The organism is Streptomyces sp. NPDC014861, assembly GCF_043081625.1.
Classification (GTDB): Bacteria; Actinomycetota; Actinomycetes; order Streptomycetales; family Streptomycetaceae; genus Streptomyces.
Window position 1 is genome coordinate 284,306 of sequence record NZ_JBIBWV010000003.1, and the last position, 20,560, is coordinate 304,865.

Below are 20,560 nucleotides of genomic sequence, written 5' to 3' on the forward strand. Positions count from 1 at the left end.
TGGAGGAGCCAGAACCCTACGGTGCGCCCATGAGTCTTACGGCAAGCCTCGACGCATCGTCCGTCACCGCCGTACCGGGCGAAGAGACGAGCCTCCCGCTCCAGGTGCGCAACTCCGGCTCCACCGTGGAGGAGTACCGCTTCGAGGTGGCCGGCGCGTGTGCCGCCTGGACGACGGTGGAACCGGCGACGCTGTCCCTCTACCCCGGCAGCGCGGAGACCGTCTCCGTCACCTTCCGGCCGCCCCGCGACCCCTCCGTGCGCGCCGGTGAGACGCCCTTCGGCGTCCGCGTGATCCCCACCAGCGACCACGGCGAACCCGAGGTGCCCGAGGGCCGGGTGACCGTGGCGCCCTTCACCGAGGTCACCGCAGAACTGGTGCCCCGGGGCTCGCACGGCGTCCTGCGCGGCGGACACAAGGTCGCCGTCGACAACCGGGGCAACACCCCCCTCACCGTCGGCCTCGCCGCGCGCTCCGGCACCGAGCGCGCCCGGATCTCCTTCTCCAGGCCCGAGCTCACCGTCGAACCGGGCCGCGCCGCCTTCTCCGAGCTGCGCGTCAGGCCCGCCCAACGCCTCTGGCGCGGCACCCCGGTCGTCCACACCTTCCAGGCCGTCGTCGCACCCCCCGCCCCGGAAGACGAGGAACCTCCCACGCCGCCGGTCGTCCTCGACGGCACCTACCAGCAGGAAGCCGTCCTGCCGCGCTGGCTGCCCCGCGCCCTCGTCCTCGCCTGCGTCCTCGCCCTGATCCTGGCCGGATTCTGGTACGGGCTGCTGCGGCCCGCCGTGAAGTCGGCGGCCCGCGAGGCGATCACGCCCGAGGCCATCGCCTCCGCGACCACCGGCCCCGACAGCGACGGCCAGACGGCCGGCGGCTCCGACGGCGGCCCGTCACTCACGCCCACGCCACCCCCCGCACCCACCACGCCCCCCGAGCCCACCGTCAAGCCCGCCCCGAAGCCCACCAAGCCCAAGCCGAAGCCCAAGCCCGCGCCGACGGTGAAGCCGCTCCCGCCCGCCGAGCCGACCAGCGCCCAAGTACAGGTCAGGGACGGTGTCGGCGGAGGATCGAGCACCGGTACGGCGCTGACCGTGCCCGACGGCAAAACGTTCCGGCTCACCGACATCGTCGTCCAGAACCCGCAGGGCGACGCGGGCACGGTGGTCATCAGGGTCGGCGACGGCTCGCCCTTCCTGGTCCTGGCGCTGGAGAACTTCCGCGACTCCGACTACCACTTCGTCACGCCGATCCAGGTGTCCGCCGGCGGCCGGGTCACCATGACCGTCACCTGTCGCAAGGTCGGGCGCCCCGTCGGCGCCCCGGCCCCGGGCCGCTGCGCCGAATCCCTCCTCCTCGGCGGAACCACGCAGACCACCAGGACCTGAGAACCTCTCCCGCACGGCTACGCGGGTGCCTCCTCCTCGGCCTCCTCGGCTCCCGCCTCCGCCGCCCGCTGCACGAACGAGCCCTGAACGTCGGCGGGTTGCTCCTCCTCGTCCTCCGCCGCCCGCTGCACGGAAGGAGCGGGGGCGGTCTGCACGGAGGGGGCCGGGGCGGTCTGGACGGCGGGGGCGGCCGGGGTCGCGGCGGCCGGCTCGGCCATCACCCGCTCCGCGTTGGAGACGGCCTCCCGCTCGAAGCGGTCCGAGGGGTCGCTCACCCGGATCCCGCCCGGCGCCTCCGCCCCCTCGACGGGGCCGCTGCGCTGCTGGATCACATGCGTCAGTTCGTGCGCCAGTGTCGTCCGGCCCTGCGGCGAGGCGGGATCGTAGGCCTCCCGCTGGAACACCACGTTGTTGCCCACCGTGTACGCGTGCGCGCCGATGCCCTTCGCTGAGGCGTCGGCGGCGGCGTCCGTGTGGATCCGTACGTCGGAGAAGTCGGCGCCCATCCGGGCCTCCATGTCGCCGCGGGTCGCGGTGTCCAGCGGCTGCCCGCCGCCCGAGGTCAGCACGTCGTGCACCGGCGACCGCTCGCCCTCCTCGGCAGGGGTTTCGGCCTCGGGCCGCGTGCCGCGGCTGCGCTGGACCATAGCGCCGACGGCCCCGTTGCCCACCGCCCGCTGGAGCGCGCCGAGACCGGAGGCGCCCACGACGTCGGTACGCCCGGAGGCCGCGGCCTCGAAGAGCCGGGCCGCCCCGGGACCGCCCTCCTGGGCCCGGTCGTCGTGGAGCCGGTCGTCGGCCGCGCGCTCGAGCGTGTGCTCCTGGTGGTGCTCGTGGTCGTGCTCATGGCCGTGATCGTGCTCGTACCCGTTCATCGTCAGCTCCCCGAACGGTCCCGGGACGGTCCCCGAAGGCGTCCTGCGTGAGGGCGCGCCGGCCCCGTACCCCAAGCCTCCCCACCGGCCCGTGCCCCGTCCAGGCCCGCCCCGGGACGCCGGGGGCAGGAAGCGCTGCCCCTTCGCGCAGCCGCGCGAGCCGCGGGTGGGCGGGCGCGGGGCGCGGTGCGCGAGGTGCGGGGCGCGGGGCGCGAGGTGCGGGGCGGATCAGGCAGGAGGGCCGAGGGAGAGAAGAGGGAGGAGGGAGGAGGGAGCAGCCTCGGGACGATCAGGCGGTGCGGGTGCAGACGTGGACCGATTCGCTGCCGCCCCGCTCCGTGTGGACGATGCGCAGGACGTCGTTCCTGTAGGAGACCTTCAGCTGTTGGCCGTCGCTGGTGCCGCCGTGGCCCGGAGGCTGCCAGGGGAGCACGAGGGACACGCCCTCCCGGACCTGGCCGGGGACGGTGAGGGCCTGGCCGCCGCTCAGCCGGTCGACGTCCTCCGGGGCGTCGTACACGTCGATGCCGAGGTGGCCGCCGCGCAGCAGCCAGCCTCCGGACCAGGTGACGGGGCCGCTCGTCCCCTCCCAGACGATGCTGAAGCCGCCGTTGCCTCCGCCGTCCGCCATCACGGTCGCCCTGCCCCTGGCGGTCTCGCGCCCCGGAGTCGTGGACTCCACGGTCCAGTCGCCCCTGATGAAGGCGTCGAAGGCCCGGGCCACCACGCCGGTCGGTGCCGGTTCGGGTGCCACGGAGGTGGGGGAGGGGGAGGGTGAGCCGGTGGCGGTCGGAGCGGCGGTCGTGGCCGGAGCGGTTCCGGTCGGCGCGTCGGTGGGTGCGGGGGTCGTACCGCTGCCCGCCGCCGACTTTCGTGTCTCGCCGGTACACGCCGCGACGAGGGTCGCGGCGGCCCCGATCGCCAGATAGCGCAGCGCATTGCGCCGGCCGATCAGTCGCGCCGCCGACCGTATGTCCTGAACTGCCATCAGATAGCCCCCGTACAAAGCTGGTTGATCATGTGCCGGTCATCGTACGGGCCCGCGCCGGGGTGCCGCGCGCAGCGCTCGGCCACCCCACGCGTCGCGGTTCCCTGCCGGGACCGGACGCTCCTGGCGTCGAGCTCAGGCGGGACGGGGTGGCGGTGAGGGCTGGGTCGACGCGGCGGGAGGGGGCGGGGCCGACGGCTGGGCCGAGGGCTGCGGGGAGCCGGGACCTGCCTCGGTGATGTTCGCGCGCTTGTACGTGCGCATGAGGACGGCCGTCTCCGTGGCCGTGACCCCGTCGAGTCCCGAGAACACCCTCGTGGCGAAGGCGTGCAGGTCGACGGTGTCGCGGTGGCTCGCGTACCCGAGGATGTTGCTGGTGCCGGTGGTCAGGACGAGGTGCCGGATGGCGGGCTCCGCAGCCAGCCGCCGGATCGCCGCCTCCAGCCGGCTGGGGGTGACCGCGAGCCGGAAGCGCGCCTCCAGCGGGTAGCCGAGCACGGCCGGGTCCGCGTGGAGCCTCAGGTGCAGGACGTGGGAGGCCATCAGCCGGGCGAGCCGGCGGCGGGCCGTCGTCTCGCCCACCTGGAGGCGCTGCGCCAGCCGCGTGGTGGACATCCGGGCGTCCGTGCCGAGCAGCGCGACCAGCCGCCGGTCGAGCTCGTCCACCGGCGGGGGAGCGGGCAGGGGCCTCCCCTCCCGCACGCGGCGCCGGACGTCGGTCGGGCGGTCGTCGTACGGGGCCCAGTCGCTCGCCGTCAGGAGCAGCCGGAGAACGACCTGCGAGCGGACGTCGACCACCCCGTCGAGCCGCCCGATCGCGGAATCGATCAGGGTGAGCAGCGCGTCGTGGTCGGGTGTCGTGAACTCGGCGTACACCTCCAGATCGCCGGTCGCGACCTCGACGGAGCGCGCGTCCGCCCGGCGGGCCAGCGCGAGGGCGGTCTCGTGCACGCGGCCGGGCGCGCACCGTACGGCGACCTCGGCGGTCACCCCCTCGCCCAGGTACTCCGGGGTCAGGGCCGCGGTGAACCGGACCCGGCCGGTCGAGGTCAGCCGTTCGAGCCGCCGGGCGACGGTCCGCTCGTGCACGCCCGCGGTGGCGCCGATCTCGGCGAAGGGCGCGCGGGGATTGCGATGCAGGGCCCGCAGGATCGTGTGGTCCACGGCGTCCAGCGCCGGGAGGGACCCGGTCGGATCGGTCACGTACGCCTCCGGTTCCGGAAGGGGGGGGCAGGGACGGTGGCCGGGGCGGGAGGGCGCGCCACCGCACTCGCGTACGCGACCGCCCGCCGCACCGTGCGGGCGCGTCGGGCGCACCGTACGGCGGTGCCCACCGCGCGGTACGAACCGACGCGCACCACGCGAACCGACGCGCACCGTACAGCCTGACGGCCGCACCGTATGCCTTACAGCCCGGCCACGTCCGCCCACGCCCGCCGCACCGTACGACCCGCCCGTCGAGCGCGCCGCGGTGCGCCGGATCGGCGACGGTCAGCGGGCCGTGCCGCCGGATTCCGCCGTCGATCACCCCTTCATTGTCTTCTTCCCCCGACACTGCCCACGACTCTTGTCGCGGTCCACGCCCGATGGCCACATTGTGGTGCGGTTCGCGCCGGAGCGCCGACCACCACACCCCACCCGTCCCACCCGCCCCACCCTCCCCCCACCTCTTTCCCCCCTTCCTGCCCGCTCGCGAGCCCCGCACCGAACAGGTGGTACGTATGACCGACACCGCTGCACCCCCGGCCGCCAGAAGAGTCCCGCCCCGTCCCACTCCGGCGGCGGCCGTGCTGGCCTCCGTGATCCTCGTCGAGCTCTCCAGCGGCATCACGCAGGGCTTCCTCTCCCCGATCCTGCGCAGCCTCACGGACACCCTCAAGGTCTCCGCGGCGGACCTGAACTGGATCAGCATCGCCAACCTGCTCGCCAGCGTCGCCTTCACCCCGGTGCTCTCCCGCATGGGCGACCTGCACGGCCACCGCCGCGTGCTGCGCTGGAACCTCGCCATCGTGCTGCTCGGCTCCCTCCTCGTCGGCGTCGCCCGCGATTTCCCGACCCTTCTCACCGGGCAGATCCTCCAGGGCGCGTTCGCCGGCTTCTTCCCGCTCCTCGTCGGCATCCTCCGCAACCGTTCGGGCGGCGACGCAGAGAGCCGCCGGGGCATCAGCGTGATGGTCGCGGCGCTGGTCGGCGGACTCGCCCTCGGGCTCGTCGCGAGCGGCCTGGTGGCCCGCTCGGTGGACAGCCCCACGGCCGCGCTGTGGGTGCCCGCCGTCGCCACCTCCCTCGCCCTCGCGTTCAGCTGGCGCTTCCTGCCGGAGTCGGACCACCGGCCCGGCGGCCCCATCGACTGGGCCGGCGGCATCCTGCTCTGCGTCGGTCTCCTCGCCGTGATGCTGGGGCTCGGCCTCGGCGGCACCCCCGGGTGGGAGTGGAGCTCCCCGCGCACGCTCGCCTGTCTGATCGGCGGCGCGGCGGTGACGGTGGCGTGGGTCCTGGTGGAGCTGCGCACGGAGGAGCCGATGATCGACGTCCGGATGTTCCGGCACCGGAACGTCACCGTCGTCTCGCTCACCACCCTCACCTTCACCTTCTGCATGCTGGGCCTCCAGGTCGCCAACCCGGTCTTCCTCGGCACCGCCACCGCCCAGGACGGCTACGGCCCCGGCCTCGACCCCTTCGCCATCGCCCTGGCCATGCTCCCCAACCTCCTGGCGCTCGCCCTCGCCGCGCTCGTCGCCCCCGCGTTCGCCCGCGCCGTGTCCGACCGGTTCACCCTCGTCTGCGGCTCCCTCCTCATGGCCACCGGCTACGTGCTCTCCGCCGCGTTCCACACCCACCTCGCCGCCTTCCTCGCGGGCACGGCGGTCGCCGGTCTCGGCACCGGCCTCATGCAGCACTCCACCCGCACGCTCGCCGTCGAGTCGGTGCCGCACGACCGCACCGCCGTCGGCTCCGGCATCAACGAGCTGCTCATCAACGTCGGCGGCTCCATCGGCGCGGCCGTCGTCCTCACCGTCTTCGCCGGACACACCCCCGCCGGCCGCGTGCTCCCCACCCTCGGCGCCTACACCACCTCCTGGACCCTGTGCGCGGTCGTCTCCGTCGCGGGAGCCGCCCTCGCCCTGCTCTACCGCACCCCGAAGCCCGCCAAGGAGCTCGCATGACCCCGACCGCGCCGCGCGAGCGCGTCCGCGCCACCCTGGCCTCCCGCCGCGAGGACCTGATCGACCTCAGTCACGCCCTGCACGCCGACCCCGAACTCGCCTACGAGGAGCACCGGGCCGCCCGCCGGATCACCGACCTCGTCGAGGCCGCGGGCTTCGAGACCGAGCGCGGCGCCTACGGACTGCCCACCGCCTTCCGGGCCACCGCCGGCAGCGGCGACCTCGTCATCGGCATCTGCGCCGAGTACGACGCGCTGCCCGGCATCGGCCACGCCTGCGGCCACAACGTCAACGGCGCGGCGGCGGTGGCCGCCGCCCTGGCCCTGGCCCCGTACGCCGACGACCTCGGCCTCACCGTCAAACTCCTCGGCACCCCCGCGGAGGAGTCCGGCGGCGGCAAGGTCGACATGCTGGCGGCCGGAGCCTTCGACGACGTCGCCGCCGCGATGATGGTGCACGCCGCCCCGCAGGACGCCGTCGGCATGACCTCCCAGGCCATCAGCAGCTGGAAGGTGCGGTACGACGGGGTCGCCGCCCACGCGGCGGCGATGCCCGAGCGCGGGACCAACGCCGCCGACGCCCTGATGATCGCCCAGGTCGCCATCGCCGCGTACCGGCAGCAGATGCCGCCCGGCGGAGTCGTTTCCGGTGTCGTCACCCGGGGCGGCGAGGCCGCGAACGTCATCCCCGCGCTCGCCACCGCCGACTACGACGTCCGCGCCGGCACCATGGAGGAGCTGCGCGGCCTCCAGGCCCGTATCCGCGCCTGCTTCGAGGCGGGCGCGCTGGCCACCGGCGCCGAACTCACCCTCGACCCAGTCGGCAACGACTACGCGGACCTCCGCCAGGACCTCGCGATGGCCCGCACCTACCTGAACGCCGCCCGCGCCCTCGGCCGTGACGTCCAGGACATGGACCCGGCCCTGCGCGGCGGTTCGACCGACATGGGCAACGTCTCGCACCTCGTCCCGACGATCCACCCCATGATCGGCTACGACTGCGGCGACGCGATCATGCACAACCCCGAGTTCACCCGCTACGGCACCACCCCCGGGGCCGACCGCGCGGTCCTGGACGGCGGCCTGGCCATGGCCTGGACGGCCCTCGACCTGGCGACGGACGACACCCACCGCGCCACGCTCGCGCAGCGCCTCAAGTCCCGCGTCCCCGGGTAGGACGGGCGACGGAGCAGGGAGGGGAGGGAGGCGAGCGAGCCAGGGTACGGGGGAGCCGCGTGCCGGGCCGTCCCCACCGCCCCCGCTTCCTGCGCGCGGGCGGGACGGCTACCTTGGGCCGGATGCAGCCTCAGGAGCCGTACTCCCACACCCCCGTCACCGCGCCCCCCGTGCCCTCCACGCCCCCGTCCGGACCCGCGGGCAAGCGCACCGGCGTCGTCGTGCTCGCGCTCGCCGTGGGTCTCGCCCTCGGCGCCGGGGGCGTCGGCGCCTTCTGGGCGCTGAGCGGGGACGGCACCTCCGGCGGCGGTACCGCCGCCGTCGACGCGCGAGCCGCCTGCGGGGCCCTCGACGGCTTCGACGAGACGAAGTACACGGACCCGGGACCCGCCGGCACGATCGCCCTCAACCGGTACGCGGCGGCGGGCGCGCTCTCCGCGGCGGCGGCCGCGGGCGACGCGTCGTACAAGGAACTCGCCGAGACCATACGGCGCTCGCAGGAACGCCACAACATGACCTTCCAGTTCGACGAGACGGTCAGGAAGGAACTCGACCGCGCCCGCGCGATCTGCGACGACCTGTAGTTCCGGTCCTCGTCGCCCCGCTCACGGCGCCCGCCGCCGAGGGACCTCAGGAAGACGTCAGGATCTCCGGCCCGAGCTCCCGGAGTCGCGCGACGACCGCGTCGTCCGGGCCCGCGTCGGTGATCACACCGGTGACGTCGTCCCACGGCAGGACGCGGAACCGGGAGGCCGCCCCGATCTTCTCGGAGGAGGCGAGGACGTACGTCTCCGCCGCGCGGCCCGCCAGCGCGCGCTTCATCGCCGCCTCCTCGGCGTCGCCCGTGGTCAGCCCCGCTTCGGGATGGACCCCGGTGACGCCGAGCAGGCACAGGTCGGCGGAGACGTTCTGCGCGGCCTCGACCGCGGCGGCGCCGCAGGCGACCGCCGAGTGCTTGAAGACGCGGCCCCCGAGGAGGAACAGCTCCGCGCGCGGATGGTCCAAAAGTGCCGCCGCGATGGTCGGACTGTGGGTGATCACGGTGCAGTCGAGCTCGTGGGGCAGCGCCCGCGCGACGGCCAGGGCGGTGGTGCCGCCGTCGAGGATGAGCGCGCTGCCCGGCCGTACGAGACGGGCGGCGACCGCGGCGACCTTCCGCTTGCCCTCCGGGGACACCGACCGGCGCGCGTCGTAGTCGGCCACGGCGGGGGACACCGGCAGCGCCCCGCCGTACACCCGCTGGCACAGGCCCTCGGCCGCGAGGTCGCGCAGGGCCCGCCGCACGCTGTCCTCGGAGAGCCCCAGGTCGACGGCGACGTCCTTGGCGACGATCTTGCCCTCACGGGCCAGCACATCCAGCAGATGGGCTCGGCGTTCAGCAGCCAACATGCACGTTCTCTCCTGTTCTTGCACGTTCCTGCGTGTATCGTAGCGCCCCGTGACCGGCCGCCGTCCGTGGGCCCTCGCCGGTCAGGAGGTCGCCAGCGCCCCGCCCGTCCACCGCGACGCGGCCCAGAACCCGCACCGCAGCCCGTAGGAGACCGCATGGCAGACCGGACGAACGACAACGCGGCACCGGGAGAGAACGCGACTACCGCGCCCGCGGCCGTGGCGCCCGCGACCACGGCCGGAGTCCCCTCCGCCTCCCGCCCGGGCGTCGACACCCCCGACCACCGGGGCCGCACAGGCCTCGACCGGGCGGGACGCGAGCTCTCCCGCAACCCCGACGTCGTGATCCGCGACGTCGAGCTCACCTCACAGGGCTGGCACGTCCTGCGGCGCACCACCTTCGACTACCGCCGCCGCGACGGGGCGTGGGAGACGCAGCAGCGCGAGACGTACGACCGCGGCAACGGCGCCGTCGTCCTCCCCTACGACGCGGAACGCGGCTGCGTCCTGCTCACCCGCCAGTTCCGCTACCCGGCCTACGTGAACGGTCACCCCGACGGCATGCTCGTGGAGGCCGCCGCCGGACTCCTCGACGAGGACGACCCGCTCACGGCCGTCCGCCGCGAGGCCGCCGAGGAACTGGGCGTCACCCTCACCGACGTCACGCCGGTCATAGACGTCTACATGAGCCCCGGCTCCGTCACCGAACGCCTCCACTTCTACGCGGCCCCCTACACCCCGGCCGACCGCACGGGAACCGGCGGCGGGGTGCCGGAGGAGGGTGAGGACATCGAAGTCCTCGAAGTCCCCTTCGCCGAGGCCCTGTCGATGACCCGCGACGGACGCGTCACCGACGGCAAGACCGTCCTGCTCCTGCAATGGGCAGCCCTGGACGGCCCCTTCTCCTCCTCCGCCTCCCCCCGGACCTCCTGAAGGCCGGGGGAAGGCCCCCGGCCCTGCGGGAGGTCAGTGCTCGCAGAGGGAGAACTCGCGCTCGTAGAGCTGCTCGTTGTGCTCGTCCACGAAGAACTTGCGCTCCCGCATGAGCTGTTCGCGGTACTCCTTCGCCTGCTCCAGCGTCATGGTCGAGGTGTCCGACCACGGCTGCTGCGGGGGCACGTCGGAGGTCGAGACGATCGGCGCCGAGGGGTCCACCAGGAAGAACGCGAGGATCTTGCGGTGTCCGGGCCGGCTGGGGTCCGCGAGGCGGAACGAACCGACGCGGTGCTGGAGGACGTTCGGGAAGGCGAGGCAGCGGCCCTCCTCGGTCGAGGCCGAACCGAGCACCTGGTTCAGCGCGTCCTCGTTCTCCAGGCCGTAGACCTCGCGCATGCCCTCGTCGTCGCTCTGCTCGTACTCCGGGTCGTCGAGCGCCGCCCGGAAGCCGAGCCGGCTCTCGGTGATGTTCTCGTTGTCCCAGTAGTAGAGGCCGGTCGACACGATCCGCTCGTTGAGCATCCCCTCGACGTGCCAGGAACCGCCCGCGTACTCCGGCTTCTCCGGCGTCAGCTGGATCGTGGCGAGCTTGACGATCACCTGAAGGCGGCGGCCCCGCAACCCGACCCGGGCGGAGGCGTCGGGGGCCTCGGGCGGGGTGAAGGCCGGAGCGTCGGGGACGGTGAGGCGACGGTTGTCCCACCAGACGTCATGGGCCTCCCTCCACGCGCGGTAGGCCTCCCGATGGGCCGCGTCGTCGCTGTAGTCGGCCTTGTTCGGGTAGGTCGGCGGCTCGCCGTACCACCCGTAGGGATCGGTATCGATCCGCACGGGCCGCGGATGGCGCAGATCGGTCAGCACGTTCTCCCACAGCGGCAGGAAGCGGGCGAACAGGTCCGGCAGGACGGCGGCCAGTTCGTGATGCGTCTCCGGATGGACGTTGTTGACGTACGAGAGGAAGGAGACGTCACCGTCCTCGCTCACCTCGACGTCCGTGGGCAGCCACTGGAACCGCTCCGAGAACTCGTGCTTCGAGTAGTGGTCCGTCGGGTTGACCCAAGCCCGCTCCGGGGCGCCGCTCGCCTCCCTCACCAGACAGAACAGCGAGGGATGCACGAGATCGAGCACCTGGCCGTCGGACCCCGGATGCCAGTCCAGCTCCTCGGCGGGGACCTCTTCCAGCACCCGGACCGCCTCGCGCAGCCGGGACCTGAGCTTGTCGTCGACCAGCCTGTCCGACTGCCACACCCCGTCCACGGCGGACACCTCGACGCCGGACTCCCCGTCCCGCAGCGCGGCGTAGTGCGCCAGTTCGTCGAGCACGTGGCGGACCTGCGCCTCGGTCAGCCCCTGGGCGGACGCCTCCCGTGTCCACCGGGCGACGATGTCGGCGTCGCGCATCTTGTCGAACCACCCGGACTTCGCCCGGATGTGCGCGCTGCACTCCATCATCTCCAGCTCCCGCAGCGTGCGGGGGGTCGCGAACGCCGCCACGGAACGGGTGGTTTGGAACGGCAGCGGAAAGGCAGGCAGCGCAGTCAATTCTCTGGATCCTCAGTAGTCGGTGTGCGGTGGCGGGAACAATACTTCAGCGCACCGACACCCCCGTCCGGGGCGCCGTCGCCCGTCGCCAGGCCGGTCGACGCCCGCCCACCGTCACCGCCACCGCCACCGTCGCGCCGAGGGATGCGTGGTCGTTCTGTGGGGGTGGGCAGTCCGCGTGTACTGGGGACCGGCAGGATCGGGTTCCTGCCCGCCGACCCCGCCCCCGCACCGACGCCAGGCCGCGACGTTCGCCGGCGCCGACCGGACCGCCGCCGTCGGTCCGCCCCCGACTTCGTCCACGTGCCCCGCCCTCCCCGTGCGTCCGGATCACGACGACGACAGAGCGTGCGGCGGGGCGCAGCCCCTTTCCGTCAGCCGCCCAGGCAGCGGACGATCGCCGCCGAGAAGGCGTCGAGGTCGTCCGGTCGCCGGGAGGTGATCAGGGGGTGGTCACCGGCGGTGTCCACGACGACCTCCCGGTCCCGCCACGTGCCGCCGGCGTTCTCCAGGTCGGGGCGGAGCGAGGGGTACGAGGTCAGCTCCCGGCCCTCGGCCAGTCCGCTGTCCACCAGGAGCCACGGGCCGTGGCAGATGGCCGCCACCGGCTTGCCGGCCTCGGCGAAGGCCGCGACGAGGCGGCGTGCGTCGGTGTCGGTCCGCAGATGGTCGGCGTTGACGGTGCCGCCCGGCACGATCACGGCGTCGAAGCCGTCCGCCGTCGTCTCGGCGAGCGTCGTGTCGGGAGGGATCTCGGCACCGGGACGGCGGTCCGAGACGAGCGTGCGGATCGGCTCGTCCTCCTGCGCGGCGACCGTGACGCGGGCTCCGTGCTCCCGCAACACCGCGACAGGCTTCCGCAACTCGTCCTGCTCGGTGCCGTAGTTGGTCGTGAGGACGAGGACGCTCCGCCCGTCGAGATTCCCGTCGAGGTTCCCGTCGGGTTTCCGGTCGAGTTTCGCGTCGGGCTGTCCGTGGGGCTTTCCCTGGGGCCTTCCGTCGTGCGGCACGATGCGGTCCTCTCCGATGTCGGGTCCCCCGCCACCCGTGCGACTGACCGCGCGAGGGCGGCTCAAACGTCGCACCGCCGGTGGGGCCGTAGTCCTCAGGTCGACGGGTCGCCGTCCGCGTCCTGGCGCTGGTGGCCGCGGCGGGCGTCACGGTCGAAGATGCCCAGGATCTCGCAGGGGCCGCCGTCGGCGCCGATCGCGTGCGGCATCATCGTCGGGAACTCGGCCGCCTGGTTCGCCTCGACGCGGAATCGCCGGTGGCCGAGCATGAGGATCGCGGTCCCCGACAGGACGACCAGCCACTCGCGCCCGGGATGGGCGCGCATCCGGGCCGGATTCTCCGGCGGCGGCTCGGTCATGCGCTGGCGCACCACCGTCATGCCCGGGTCGCCCTTGACGGGCCAGCGCATCAGCCCGCGAGCCGCGTCGACCGTCGGACTGATGACGACATCGTCGTCGGCGGTCTCCACCAGCTGGTCCAGCGTGGTGTCCAGGGCGCGGGCGAGGAGGACCAGCTGGTCGAGCGCGAGGCGCCGCCGACCGTTCTCGATGCGGCTGAGGGAGGACTGGCTGAGGTTGGTCCGACCGGCCAGCTCCTCCAGCGACCAGCCCTGTGCCACCCGCAGGGCGCGGATGCGCTTGCGTACCAGGCCGTCCAGATCACCTTCTTCTTGCGTCATGGGCAAGAGTGTATGCCTCGTATGCAACATGCGCTTAGCGTCGTGATCAGCCGGTCCAGGGTCCCGGGCGCCCGCCCGCCCCCGCTGATCGGTCGTCGCGCTCGACAGCGACCGGTACGACGCGGAGTCCACCCCCTCGGACCGCCCGACGTCTCCTCCGCGCCGGTCGCGGCGGCGCGACCGGCGCCGCCTCCACTCGCCCCCCGACCACGCCACACGCCGGCGCCCGATCCGGTACCCGCTCCGGCGCCCGCTCTTTCACCGGCCCCGTGGGGCCGCACCCTGAGAGGAACCCATGAACACGAACCACTCCGGCCCGGCGAAGATCCCCGACGACGACGGCGGGGGAGTGCCGGACGCGCGTCAGCTGCGCGGCATCCTGGCGGCCGTCTCCGTCGCGCTGATGGCCGTGATCGCGTTGGTGTCCGGGCTGAACGTCGCGCAGACCCACCTCGCGGTCGAGTTCGACGCCTCGCAGAGCACCGTTCTGTGGATCATCAACATCTACACCCTCACGCTGGCGGCGCTGCTGCTGCCGCTCGGCGCGCTCGGCGACCGGATCGGGCGCAAGCCCATGCTGATCACCGGGCTGGTCGTCTTCGGGGCGGCGAGCGTCGTGGCGGGCCTGGCACCGAACGCCGAGGTGATGCTGGCCGCGCGCGTGGTCGGAGGCGTCGGCGCGGCGGTCATCATGCCCATCACCCTCGCCGTCATCACCTCCACCTTCCCCGAGGAGCAGCGCGGCAAGGCGATCGGCGTGTGGACGGGTGTGGCCGGGGGCGGCGGCATCCTGGGCATGTTCCTCTCCGCGCTGCTCGTCGACGTCGCGGACTGGCGGGGGCTGTTCGTGCTGCCCGTGGTCCTGGTCGCCGCCGCCCTGGCCATGACCGTCAGGTCGGTCCCCGACTCCCGCGAGCGTTCCGAGCACCCCTTCGACACCGTGGGCGCGCTGATCTCCACGCTCGCCGTGGTCGGCCTGATCTTCGTCCTCCAGGAGGGCCCCGAGCGCGGCTGGACGGCGTCCGTAACCCTGACCGGTCTCGTCGTCGGCCTCGCCGCGGCCGTCGGCTTCGTGGCCTGGCAGCTGCACCGCCGGGACGCCGCCCTCCTCGACGTACGCCTCTTCCGGGTACGGGGTCTGGCCGGCGGTGCCGTGACCCTGCTGGTCGTCTTCGGTGTGCAGGCGGGCATCGCCGTGGTCCTCTTCCCCTTCTTCCAGGCCGTACTGGGCTGGTCGGGGCTGCTGTCCACGCTGGCGCTCATGCCGATGGCCGTGATGATGATGGCGGCCTCGGGCCTGGCCCCGAGGCTGGCCGTTCGCGTCGGCTCCCGTTCGACCATGGCCGGCGGCATCGCTCTCGCCACCGTCGGCCTGGCCCTGATGGCGGTGTTCGTCTCGGTCGACGGCGGTTACGCGAGCATCCTGCCCGGCATGCTCGCCATGGGCGCCGGGATGGGCCTGGCGATGACGCCCTCCACCGAGGCGATCACCGGTTCGCTGCCGCGCGGCAAGCAGGGCGTGGCGTCCGCCCTCAACGACGTCACCCGCGAGTTCGGTACCGCGCTGGGCGTCGCGCTGCTCGGCGCCCTCCTGTCCGCCGGGTACCGCGACGCCGTCGACGACCGGCTGAAGGGCATCCCCCAGGGGGCGGCGGACACCGCCAGGGAGGGCATCGCCCACGCCGTCGAGGCGTCGGCGGGCGCGGGCTCCCGCGCCCCGGACCTCCTCCGCGCCGCACAGCAATCCTTCGTCGACGGCTGGCACCACGCGATGTGGGCCGGAGTCGCCGTCATGGGCGCCCTCTTCGTGTACGTGGCCCTCCGAGGCCCCGGCGGCGACGCGTCGCCGACGACGACCGACGGAGCGACGACCGACGGGACGAGCATCGGCGAGGCGAGCACCGACGGAACGACCACCGACGGGGCGGTCCCCGTGGGGTGACCCTGTCGCGCGGAACCGCGAGGTGTCGTCCGGGACCGGATGCGGGTGGCCGGCAGGAGCGCTCGGCTCTCCTGCCCCGCCGCCCGCCGCCCGCCGCCCGCCGCCCGCCGCCCGGCTCTCCTGCCCCGACCGCCCGCCGCCCGCCGTCCGACGTCATCCCTCCGGGAGGTGACCGAACCCCGCGCCACACGCCGAGTCATGGCGGTCCGTACGGGTGGCCCGTGCTGGTCCTACGGTGGGGCGATGCGATCCGTACCCCTCTGGGCCCTGGTCTCGTCGGGATGCGCCCCCGTCCTGCTGATCGCCGGCTGGGTGGTCGCCGGGCACCTGGAAGGCTCCGCCTACGATCCCGTCACCCAGACGATCAGCGTCCTCGCGGCCTACGGAGCTCCCGGATTCTGGGTGATGACCTCGGCCCTCCTCGGGCTCGGCGTCTGCCATCTGGTCACGGCGTGGGGCCTGCGCGCGGCCGTGTCCGCCGGCCGGCTCGCACTGGCCGGCGGAGGCGTGGCGGCGCTGCTCGTCGCACTCGTGCCGGCGCCCAGCAGCGGGGGCTCGCTCCGTCACGGCTCGCTGGCCGCCGTCGGGTTCACGCTCCTCGCCCTGTGGCCGGTCCTCGCGGCCCGTAAGGACCCGGCCGCTCCGTGGGGGCTCCGCCCTGCTCCCGCCCTCGCCGCCACCCTCCTGATAGGCGCGGGTGCGGTCTGGTTCCTCGTCGAGATCAACCGCCACGGCGCCTCCGGAATCGCCGAACGCATGGTGACCTGCATCCAGTCGCTCTGGCCCCTCGTGGTCGTCGCCTCCTGCGTCCGCCACCCCGGGCGGGTGGCAGCCGTCCCGGAGACGGAGCGAGCCGAGGAGGGCCGATAGCGACACCGGCGCCGCGCGGCCGGCGCGACAGCAGCCCACCGACCACGCCACGGTGCCTGCGCGTCGGAGGCGCGGACCCCTAGGGTGGCGCGATGGCTACCCAGATGATCATTCTCAACGGCGGTTCCAGCTCCGGGAAGTCCGGGATCGTGCGCTGTCTGCAGCACGTGCTTCCGGACCCGTGGCTCGCGTTCGGCGTCGACTCCTTCGTGGACGCGCTGCCCGCGAGCATGCGGACGTCGGACGAAGGGATCGTCTTCGAGGCGGACGGGGGCGTGAGCGTCGGTGCGGAGTTCGGAAGGCTGGAGGCGGCCTGGAGGGAGGGGATCGCGACGATGGCCCGCGCGGGAGCCCGGGTCGTCGTCGACGACGTCTTCCTCGGCGGCGCGGAGTCCCAGAAGCGATGGCGGAAGGCCGCCGAAGGGGTCGACGTGCTCTGGATCGGTGTCAGGTGCAACGGCGCGGTCGCCTTGGGCCGGGAGGTCGCCAGGGGGGACCGCGTCCAGGGTATGGCCGCCCTCCAGGCGGACGTGGTGCACGAGGGGGTGGCGTACGACCTGGAGGTGGACACGACCCGTACCGAGTCACTGGCCTGCGCGCACACCATCGCCGCCCGCGTCGGCTGAAGGCCGCGCGGCCCAGACGCCAGAGCACCAGCCCCGGACGCACGTCGAGGGTGGGTCAAGGGCAGGGCCGCTCGCTCTGCCCCTGACCTTCTCAACGTAGCCCCGACCGGCGCTTCCGTCGCGCGGGCGGGGCGCGCGTACGGCCGAAGGTGTGTGCAAGGACCGCCGCCGGCCTGCGGCCGTGGCCACGGAGAGCGCGAGGGCCGGGCTCGCGGTGGCGGCGGACTCCCGTACGTCCTGCCTCGTGCTGATCCTCGGCGACGCGGCCCTCTGCGCCCTCAGCGGACGGGCACCGAGCCGCCTCGACCGCCGGCCCCGTCCGCCGGGGCAGCCGCTGGCTCGTTCAGTCGGCCGGGTCGGCGTCACCGCTCGACGGATGTGGCACGAGCGGCCGGGCGGGTCCGGGGGAGACGCGCTCCTCCGCGTCGGCCAGCCAGAAGAGGACCGGTGGCAGGACCAGCTCGATCACCGTCAGGGCGATCTGGAAGTCGTGGGGCCAGCCGTGCACGGCGAGCGAGATCAGGCGGCCGACGGCGCCGAGGAGGAAGACGCCGGACAGCCAGCGCACCGCCTGGGCCGGGATGGGGCGTTGCCGCGCCGTCCAGAGCCAGGCCAGACCGTAGCCGGCGAAGGCTGCCCCGAGGAAGCGGCCCAGGCTGTCGACGGTGGCGCCGGCGGAGCCCGCGCCGGGGATCGCGGCATTGCCGAGGGCCACGTGGAGCAGGCCGATCGCCACACAGGCCCAGCCCATCAGTGCGGTGAGGAAGCGCAGGGTCTTGGCCATGGTTCCTTCGTCCTCCGGACTGCTGTGGCGGAGCGTGGACGTGCGTGTGCCCGTGTGCGGGTCCCAGATTGGGTGGGCTGGTAGAGACATGTCAACGTGGCTTCGTCCGTGACCTCCCGACAGCGGCTTGCTCCCAACGGCCGCCGTCACCAGCTCCTCGGCGCCGGCGCGCACCTCCTCGCCGCGCACCCGAACGGGCCGGAGTCTCGGGAGCCCTGCTCTACCATCACTTCCCCGGCAGGCAGGCCCTCTTCGCGGCCGTGTACCAGCAGGCGGCGGACCAGCTGTTCGCCGCCACGCGGCTCGATCCGGCCAACTCCCTTGTGGAGCAGCTCGTCCAGGGCATGGACGTCCATCCCGACTACTTCGCGGCGAACCGCAACGCCGTGCTCGCCGCGAGCCGGGTCCTCTCAGGCGACCCGGTGACCCAGACGATCACGACGAACGACCAGGACGCCCTCGGCGCCCTCCGCCCGCTCCTCTCCGAGGACCCCGCCTCCGAATCGCGGCGGCCCTGACGCCGAGAACCGACCGGGTCGCCGGACGCTACGGCAGGTCAGGAAGGTCGGGAAGGGCCAAGCAGGTCGGGCAGATCGAGGACGCGGGAGAGCGCCGCTCCGACCGCGGCCCGGTGAGCGGGCAGGTTGGCGGAGGCCCAGTCGTCCGCCAGGACGCGGAAGGCGGCAAGGTCGCGCTCCGCACCGGCGAGGAGGTCGCGGAGTCCGGACGGCGTCAGTTCGATGAACGGGCTGCCGCTCCGCTCGGCGTCGACCGTGAGCCGGATCGTGCCGCCGAGCCGTTCCGCGAGCGGTGTCACGGGGGCGTGGCCGAAGCCGAGCAGGCCGTCACCGGCGACGAGCCGGGACCAGTCGCGCCAGTCCTCGAGGCCGTCGCAGCAGCCGGGCAGGAAGGTGACGCCCGTGGCGAGGTCGGTGATGCGCAGACCGCCCGAGGCGAAGAGGGTGTCGAAGGTCAGCAGTCCGTGGAGGAACGAGGCGAGGGGATCGGCGGGGCGGGGCGGCCGGTCGCCGTCCGGATCGATGTCGTTGCAGGTGGCGATGTACATGACCGCCGCCCCGACCTCGGCGGAGGTGAGCGTGCCGTCGAGCGCGAGGAAACCGGACGGCTCGGGCTCGGCGACGGGCCAGAGGCCGAAGCCGTCGGACGGGTGCGTTTCGAGGACGGGCTGCGCGACGATCACCCGCCCAGTGTTCCCGACGGGCCGACCGGGCCGTGCCTCCGGATCACGCCGGGACCCGGCAGGATCCTGAAGCAAAAGCCTGGGGCGGCAGACGGCCGGCGGTCGTGCCGCGCGGGCAGCGGGGGCGCGGCCCCGTACCTCTCCGGCACCCGTCCCGCCCGGCCTTCGAGCGGCGAGGCCCGGCGCCTCACCGTGGGCGGGACGTGAGCGCGCCCGGATCGACCGCCCTGCTGCGCCGGAGGTCCGTCACCGCGAGCGACGCGCGCTCCGCCGCGAGGAACAGGGCGGCGGCGACGGCGGCCACGGCGCTCCAGCCGGTGTCGGGCAGCCACAGGAGGGCCGAGGCGAGCGTGCCGCCGAGGGCCGCGGGGAGCACCCACCACAGGAGGACCACCAAGGTCAGCGAGGCGCCGACCGAGAGAGCGGTCGTCCAGAGGATCCGGCGACGGGAGCGCGCCCGGGCCGCCGCCCGACGGCCGGGCAGGAACCGCAGGGCCGGAGCCGCCGCGCACAGCGTCAGCAGGACGGCGAGGGCGGTCGCCGACCAGGGCAGGACGGTGGCGAGCGGGTCGGTCGGCGCGGTGCCCGGTTCCGCGTCGGACAGGATCCGGGCGGCGCCGAGGGCGGCGTGGTGGAACTCCTGGGCGCGGAGCAGATGGAAGGCGTTCTGCAGGACGATCACGGCCCGGTCGCTCTCGGGGAGCATGACGATCATGGCGTCGTACCCGGGCAGGGAACCGGACTTCCACACGGTGCGCTCGCCCGTCCCGGGCAGGGTTCCGACCGACCAGCCGAGCCCGAACCGGTCGATGTCGCTGTCGGTCTGACCCCGGTGGATCTCGGCGATCCCCCGCGCCGACAGGACCCGTCGGCCGTCCACCTCGCCCCCACCGAGCTGGGCGAGGACGAGCCGCGCCGCGTCCCTGACGCTGCCGCCCACGTGCGCCGCGGGGGCGCCGGCGGTGTCGTACGGCGCGTCGAAGACAACCGGCCGGCCGAAGACGAGGCGGTGGCCCGGCGCGACCCGCTCGCGCGCGGCGTCGTCCTCCGTGGCGATGGCGTGCTCCATGCCGAGCGGGTCGAAGATCCGCTTGTGCGCGTACGTGCCGTACGCCTGCCCGGAGACCTCCTCGACCAGCGCGCCGAGGACGGCGTACCCGGCGCTCGAGTACGCGTAGGCCGTGCCAGGTTCGACGCCCGGCGCGATCCGCGCGAGATCGCGGACCGCGTGGGCCAGGGCGCCGGGAGCGTTGTCGTAGCGGTCCTGCACCTCGGCCGTCGCGGAGGCGGGGATGCCGCTGGTGTTGGTCAGGAGGTGTCGCACGGTGATGCGGTCCGACACCCCTCGGTCGGCGAGCCGGAACCAGGGCAGGTACGTCCGCGCCGGCGCGTCGAGCCGCACCCGGCCGTCCTCGACCAGCCGCATCACGGCGAGGGCGGTGACCGGCTTGGCCACCGAGCCCCAGAGGAAGGGCGTGTCCGGGGTGACGGGCGCGCCCCGCCCGTCCCGACCGTAGGTCTGCTCGTGCACGACCGCGCCGCCTTCGACGATGGCCCACGCGCCGCCGGGCGTCCCGGTCGCCTCCATCCGCTCGCGGACGAAGGCGTCCACGTCCGACCAGCGTTCCCGGTCGCCCGCGCCTCGATCGTCCGTGCCCCCGTCGGCCGCGCCCCGGTCGTCCGTGCCCCCGTCGTCCGCGCGCCGCTCGTCCGCTGACAGGACGGCGGCGGAGTCCGCCGGGCGGCCCTCCGCCGGGGTGACGGAGGGCGCGGCGGAGGCCGTCCCGATCCCCGTGACGAGCACCGCCGCGCACCACGCGGCGGTCGGTCCGAGCCGCCACCCGCGCCGCCGCGTCCGCCTCCCGGCTCGACGCCCCGTTCGCGTTCCCATGCCGCAGCCCTTCCCGTCGCTCCGTCCCGCCCTGACTTTTTGCAATATGAACATACGGTAAAAGCGTTCCGCAAGGGCGACGGAGGGATACGCTGG

The 20,560-nt window shown here is 74.0% G+C and carries 18 protein-coding genes and 1 pseudogene; 9 read left to right on the forward strand and 10 right to left on the reverse strand.

The window, feature by feature from the left end; translation table 11 throughout:
- Positions 1–29 precede the first annotated feature (29 nt).
- Positions 30–1,388: a hypothetical protein gene (locus tag ACF1BN_RS07955; RefSeq protein WP_392330723.1), complete on the forward strand. Its 1,359-nt coding sequence runs from the start codon at positions 30–32 to the stop codon at positions 1,386–1,388.
- Between the two features lie 17 nt (positions 1,389–1,405).
- Here ACF1BN_RS07955 and ACF1BN_RS07960 read toward each other — a convergent pair whose 3' ends face one another.
- From ACF1BN_RS07960 to ACF1BN_RS07970, 3 genes are all read right to left on the reverse strand, one after another.
- Positions 1,406–2,263 carry a DUF4157 domain-containing protein gene (locus ACF1BN_RS07960; protein WP_392330724.1) on the reverse strand — a complete coding sequence of 286 codons (858 nt, stop codon included), beginning with the start codon at positions 2,261–2,263 and terminating at the stop codon, positions 1,406–1,408.
- A gap of 289 nt (positions 2,264–2,552) precedes the next feature.
- Entirely contained in the window at positions 2,553–3,251 is a 699-nt protein-coding gene (locus ACF1BN_RS07965) for a hypothetical protein (RefSeq protein WP_392330725.1), read from the reverse strand.
- A 135-nt stretch (positions 3,252–3,386) separates the two neighbouring features.
- Complete coding sequence (locus ACF1BN_RS07970) at positions 3,387–4,454, reverse strand: Lrp/AsnC family transcriptional regulator (protein ID WP_392330726.1); 1,068 nt, start codon at positions 4,452–4,454, stop codon at positions 3,387–3,389.
- A 518-nt stretch (positions 4,455–4,972) separates the two neighbouring features.
- On the opposite strand from ACF1BN_RS07970, the gene ACF1BN_RS07975 reads away from it, so the two are divergent.
- The 3 genes from ACF1BN_RS07975 to ACF1BN_RS07985 all read left to right on the forward strand — a co-directional run bounded on the left by ACF1BN_RS07975 (position 4,973) and on the right by ACF1BN_RS07985 (position 8,177).
- A complete protein-coding gene (locus tag ACF1BN_RS07975; RefSeq protein ID WP_392330727.1) occupies positions 4,973–6,418 on the forward strand; it encodes an MFS transporter in 1,446 nt (481 codons plus the stop codon).
- Entirely contained in the window at positions 6,415–7,593 is a 1,179-nt protein-coding gene (locus tag ACF1BN_RS07980; protein ID WP_392330728.1) for an amidohydrolase, read from the forward strand. The genes ACF1BN_RS07975 and ACF1BN_RS07980 overlap by 4 nt, the downstream gene beginning before the upstream one ends.
- A 122-nt stretch (positions 7,594–7,715) precedes the next feature.
- A complete protein-coding gene (locus tag ACF1BN_RS07985; protein ID WP_392330729.1) occupies positions 7,716–8,177 on the forward strand; it encodes a hypothetical protein in 462 nt (153 codons plus the stop codon).
- Between the two features lie 46 nt (positions 8,178–8,223).
- On the opposite strand, the gene ACF1BN_RS07990 is transcribed toward ACF1BN_RS07985, so the two are convergent.
- A complete protein-coding gene (locus ACF1BN_RS07990; RefSeq protein ID WP_392330730.1) occupies positions 8,224–8,982 on the reverse strand; it encodes a DeoR/GlpR family DNA-binding transcription regulator in 759 nt (252 codons plus the stop codon).
- A gap of 156 nt (positions 8,983–9,138) precedes the next feature.
- On the opposite strand from ACF1BN_RS07990, the gene ACF1BN_RS07995 reads away from it, so the two are divergent.
- Entirely contained in the window at positions 9,139–9,915 is a 777-nt protein-coding gene (locus ACF1BN_RS07995) for an NUDIX domain-containing protein (RefSeq protein WP_392330731.1), read from the forward strand.
- Positions 9,916–9,948: 33 nt separating this feature from the next.
- On the opposite strand, the gene ACF1BN_RS08000 is transcribed toward ACF1BN_RS07995, so the two are convergent.
- The 3 genes from ACF1BN_RS08000 to ACF1BN_RS08010 all read right to left on the reverse strand — a co-directional run bounded on the left by ACF1BN_RS08000 (position 9,949) and on the right by ACF1BN_RS08010 (position 13,150).
- Positions 9,949–11,460: a DUF4246 domain-containing protein gene (locus ACF1BN_RS08000; RefSeq protein ID WP_392330732.1), complete on the reverse strand. Its 1,512-nt coding sequence runs from the start codon at positions 11,458–11,460 to the stop codon at positions 9,949–9,951.
- Positions 11,461–11,834: 374 nt separating this feature from the next.
- Positions 11,835–12,470, reverse strand: a complete 636-nt coding sequence (locus tag ACF1BN_RS08005) for a type 1 glutamine amidotransferase domain-containing protein (protein WP_392330733.1) — start codon at positions 12,468–12,470, stop codon at positions 11,835–11,837.
- A gap of 95 nt (positions 12,471–12,565) precedes the next feature.
- Positions 12,566–13,150 (reverse strand): helix-turn-helix domain-containing protein, encoded by a 585-nt coding sequence (locus ACF1BN_RS08010; RefSeq protein ID WP_392330734.1) that lies wholly within the window; start codon positions 13,148–13,150, stop codon positions 12,566–12,568.
- Positions 13,151–13,445: 295 nt separating this feature from the next.
- On the opposite strand from ACF1BN_RS08010, the gene ACF1BN_RS08015 reads away from it, so the two are divergent.
- The 3 genes from ACF1BN_RS08015 (at position 13,446) to cpt (ending at position 16,588) form a co-directional block, all read left to right on the forward strand.
- A complete protein-coding gene (locus tag ACF1BN_RS08015) occupies positions 13,446–15,092 on the forward strand; it encodes an MFS transporter (RefSeq protein ID WP_392330735.1) in 1,647 nt (548 codons plus the stop codon).
- A 243-nt stretch (positions 15,093–15,335) separates the two neighbouring features.
- Entirely contained in the window at positions 15,336–15,962 is a 627-nt protein-coding gene (locus ACF1BN_RS08020; RefSeq protein ID WP_392330736.1) for a DUF998 domain-containing protein, read from the forward strand.
- Between the two features lie 92 nt (positions 15,963–16,054).
- Positions 16,055–16,588: a chloramphenicol phosphotransferase CPT gene (cpt, locus tag ACF1BN_RS08025; protein ID WP_392330737.1), complete on the forward strand. Its 534-nt coding sequence runs from the start codon at positions 16,055–16,057 to the stop codon at positions 16,586–16,588.
- Positions 16,589–16,931: 343 nt separating this feature from the next.
- On the opposite strand, the gene ACF1BN_RS08030 is transcribed toward cpt, so the two are convergent.
- A complete protein-coding gene (locus tag ACF1BN_RS08030) occupies positions 16,932–17,372 on the reverse strand; it encodes a DUF4345 domain-containing protein (protein ID WP_392330738.1) in 441 nt (146 codons plus the stop codon).
- Between the two features lie 108 nt (positions 17,373–17,480).
- On the opposite strand from ACF1BN_RS08030, the pseudogene ACF1BN_RS08035 reads away from it, so the two are divergent.
- A pseudogene (locus ACF1BN_RS08035) lies at positions 17,481–17,833 on the forward strand (TetR/AcrR family transcriptional regulator); the annotation flags it as partial.
- 95 nt (positions 17,834–17,928) lie between these two features.
- On the opposite strand, the gene ACF1BN_RS08040 reads toward ACF1BN_RS08035, so the two are convergent.
- Both ACF1BN_RS08040 and ACF1BN_RS08045 read right to left on the reverse strand, forming a co-directional pair.
- Complete coding sequence (locus ACF1BN_RS08040) at positions 17,929–18,573, reverse strand: hypothetical protein (protein ID WP_392330739.1); 645 nt, start codon at positions 18,571–18,573, stop codon at positions 17,929–17,931.
- Between the two features lie 187 nt (positions 18,574–18,760).
- Positions 18,761–20,377: a serine hydrolase domain-containing protein gene (locus ACF1BN_RS08045; RefSeq protein ID WP_392330740.1), complete on the reverse strand. Its 1,617-nt coding sequence runs from the start codon at positions 20,375–20,377 to the stop codon at positions 18,761–18,763.
- Between the last annotated feature and the right edge of the window lie 183 nt (positions 20,378–20,560).

Coding starts and splice junctions, on each gene's coding strand:
- ACF1BN_RS07955 (WP_392330723.1), top strand. CDS start 30: ATGAGTCTTACGGCAAGCCTCGACGCATCGTCCGTCACCGCCGTACCG.
- ACF1BN_RS07960 (WP_392330724.1), bottom strand. CDS start 2,263: ATGAACGGGTACGAGCACGATCACGGCCATGAGCACGACCACGAGCAC.
- ACF1BN_RS07965 (WP_392330725.1), bottom strand. CDS start 3,251: ATGGCAGTTCAGGACATACGGTCGGCGGCGCGACTGATCGGCCGGCGC.
- ACF1BN_RS07975 (WP_392330727.1), top strand. CDS start 4,973: ATGACCGACACCGCTGCACCCCCGGCCGCCAGAAGAGTCCCGCCCCGT.
- ACF1BN_RS07980 (WP_392330728.1), top strand. CDS start 6,415: ATGACCCCGACCGCGCCGCGCGAGCGCGTCCGCGCCACCCTGGCCTCC.
- ACF1BN_RS07985 (WP_392330729.1), top strand. CDS start 7,716: ATGCAGCCTCAGGAGCCGTACTCCCACACCCCCGTCACCGCGCCCCCC.
- ACF1BN_RS07990 (WP_392330730.1), bottom strand. CDS start 8,982: ATGTTGGCTGCTGAACGCCGAGCCCATCTGCTGGATGTGCTGGCCCGT.
- ACF1BN_RS07995 (WP_392330731.1), top strand. CDS start 9,139: ATGGCAGACCGGACGAACGACAACGCGGCACCGGGAGAGAACGCGACT.
- ACF1BN_RS08010 (WP_392330734.1), bottom strand. CDS start 13,150: ATGACGCAAGAAGAAGGTGATCTGGACGGCCTGGTACGCAAGCGCATC.
- ACF1BN_RS08015 (WP_392330735.1), top strand. CDS start 13,446: ATGAACACGAACCACTCCGGCCCGGCGAAGATCCCCGACGACGACGGC.
- ACF1BN_RS08020 (WP_392330736.1), top strand. CDS start 15,336: ATGCGATCCGTACCCCTCTGGGCCCTGGTCTCGTCGGGATGCGCCCCC.
- cpt (WP_392330737.1), top strand. CDS start 16,055: ATGGCTACCCAGATGATCATTCTCAACGGCGGTTCCAGCTCCGGGAAG.
- ACF1BN_RS08030 (WP_392330738.1), bottom strand. CDS start 17,372: ATGGCCAAGACCCTGCGCTTCCTCACCGCACTGATGGGCTGGGCCTGT.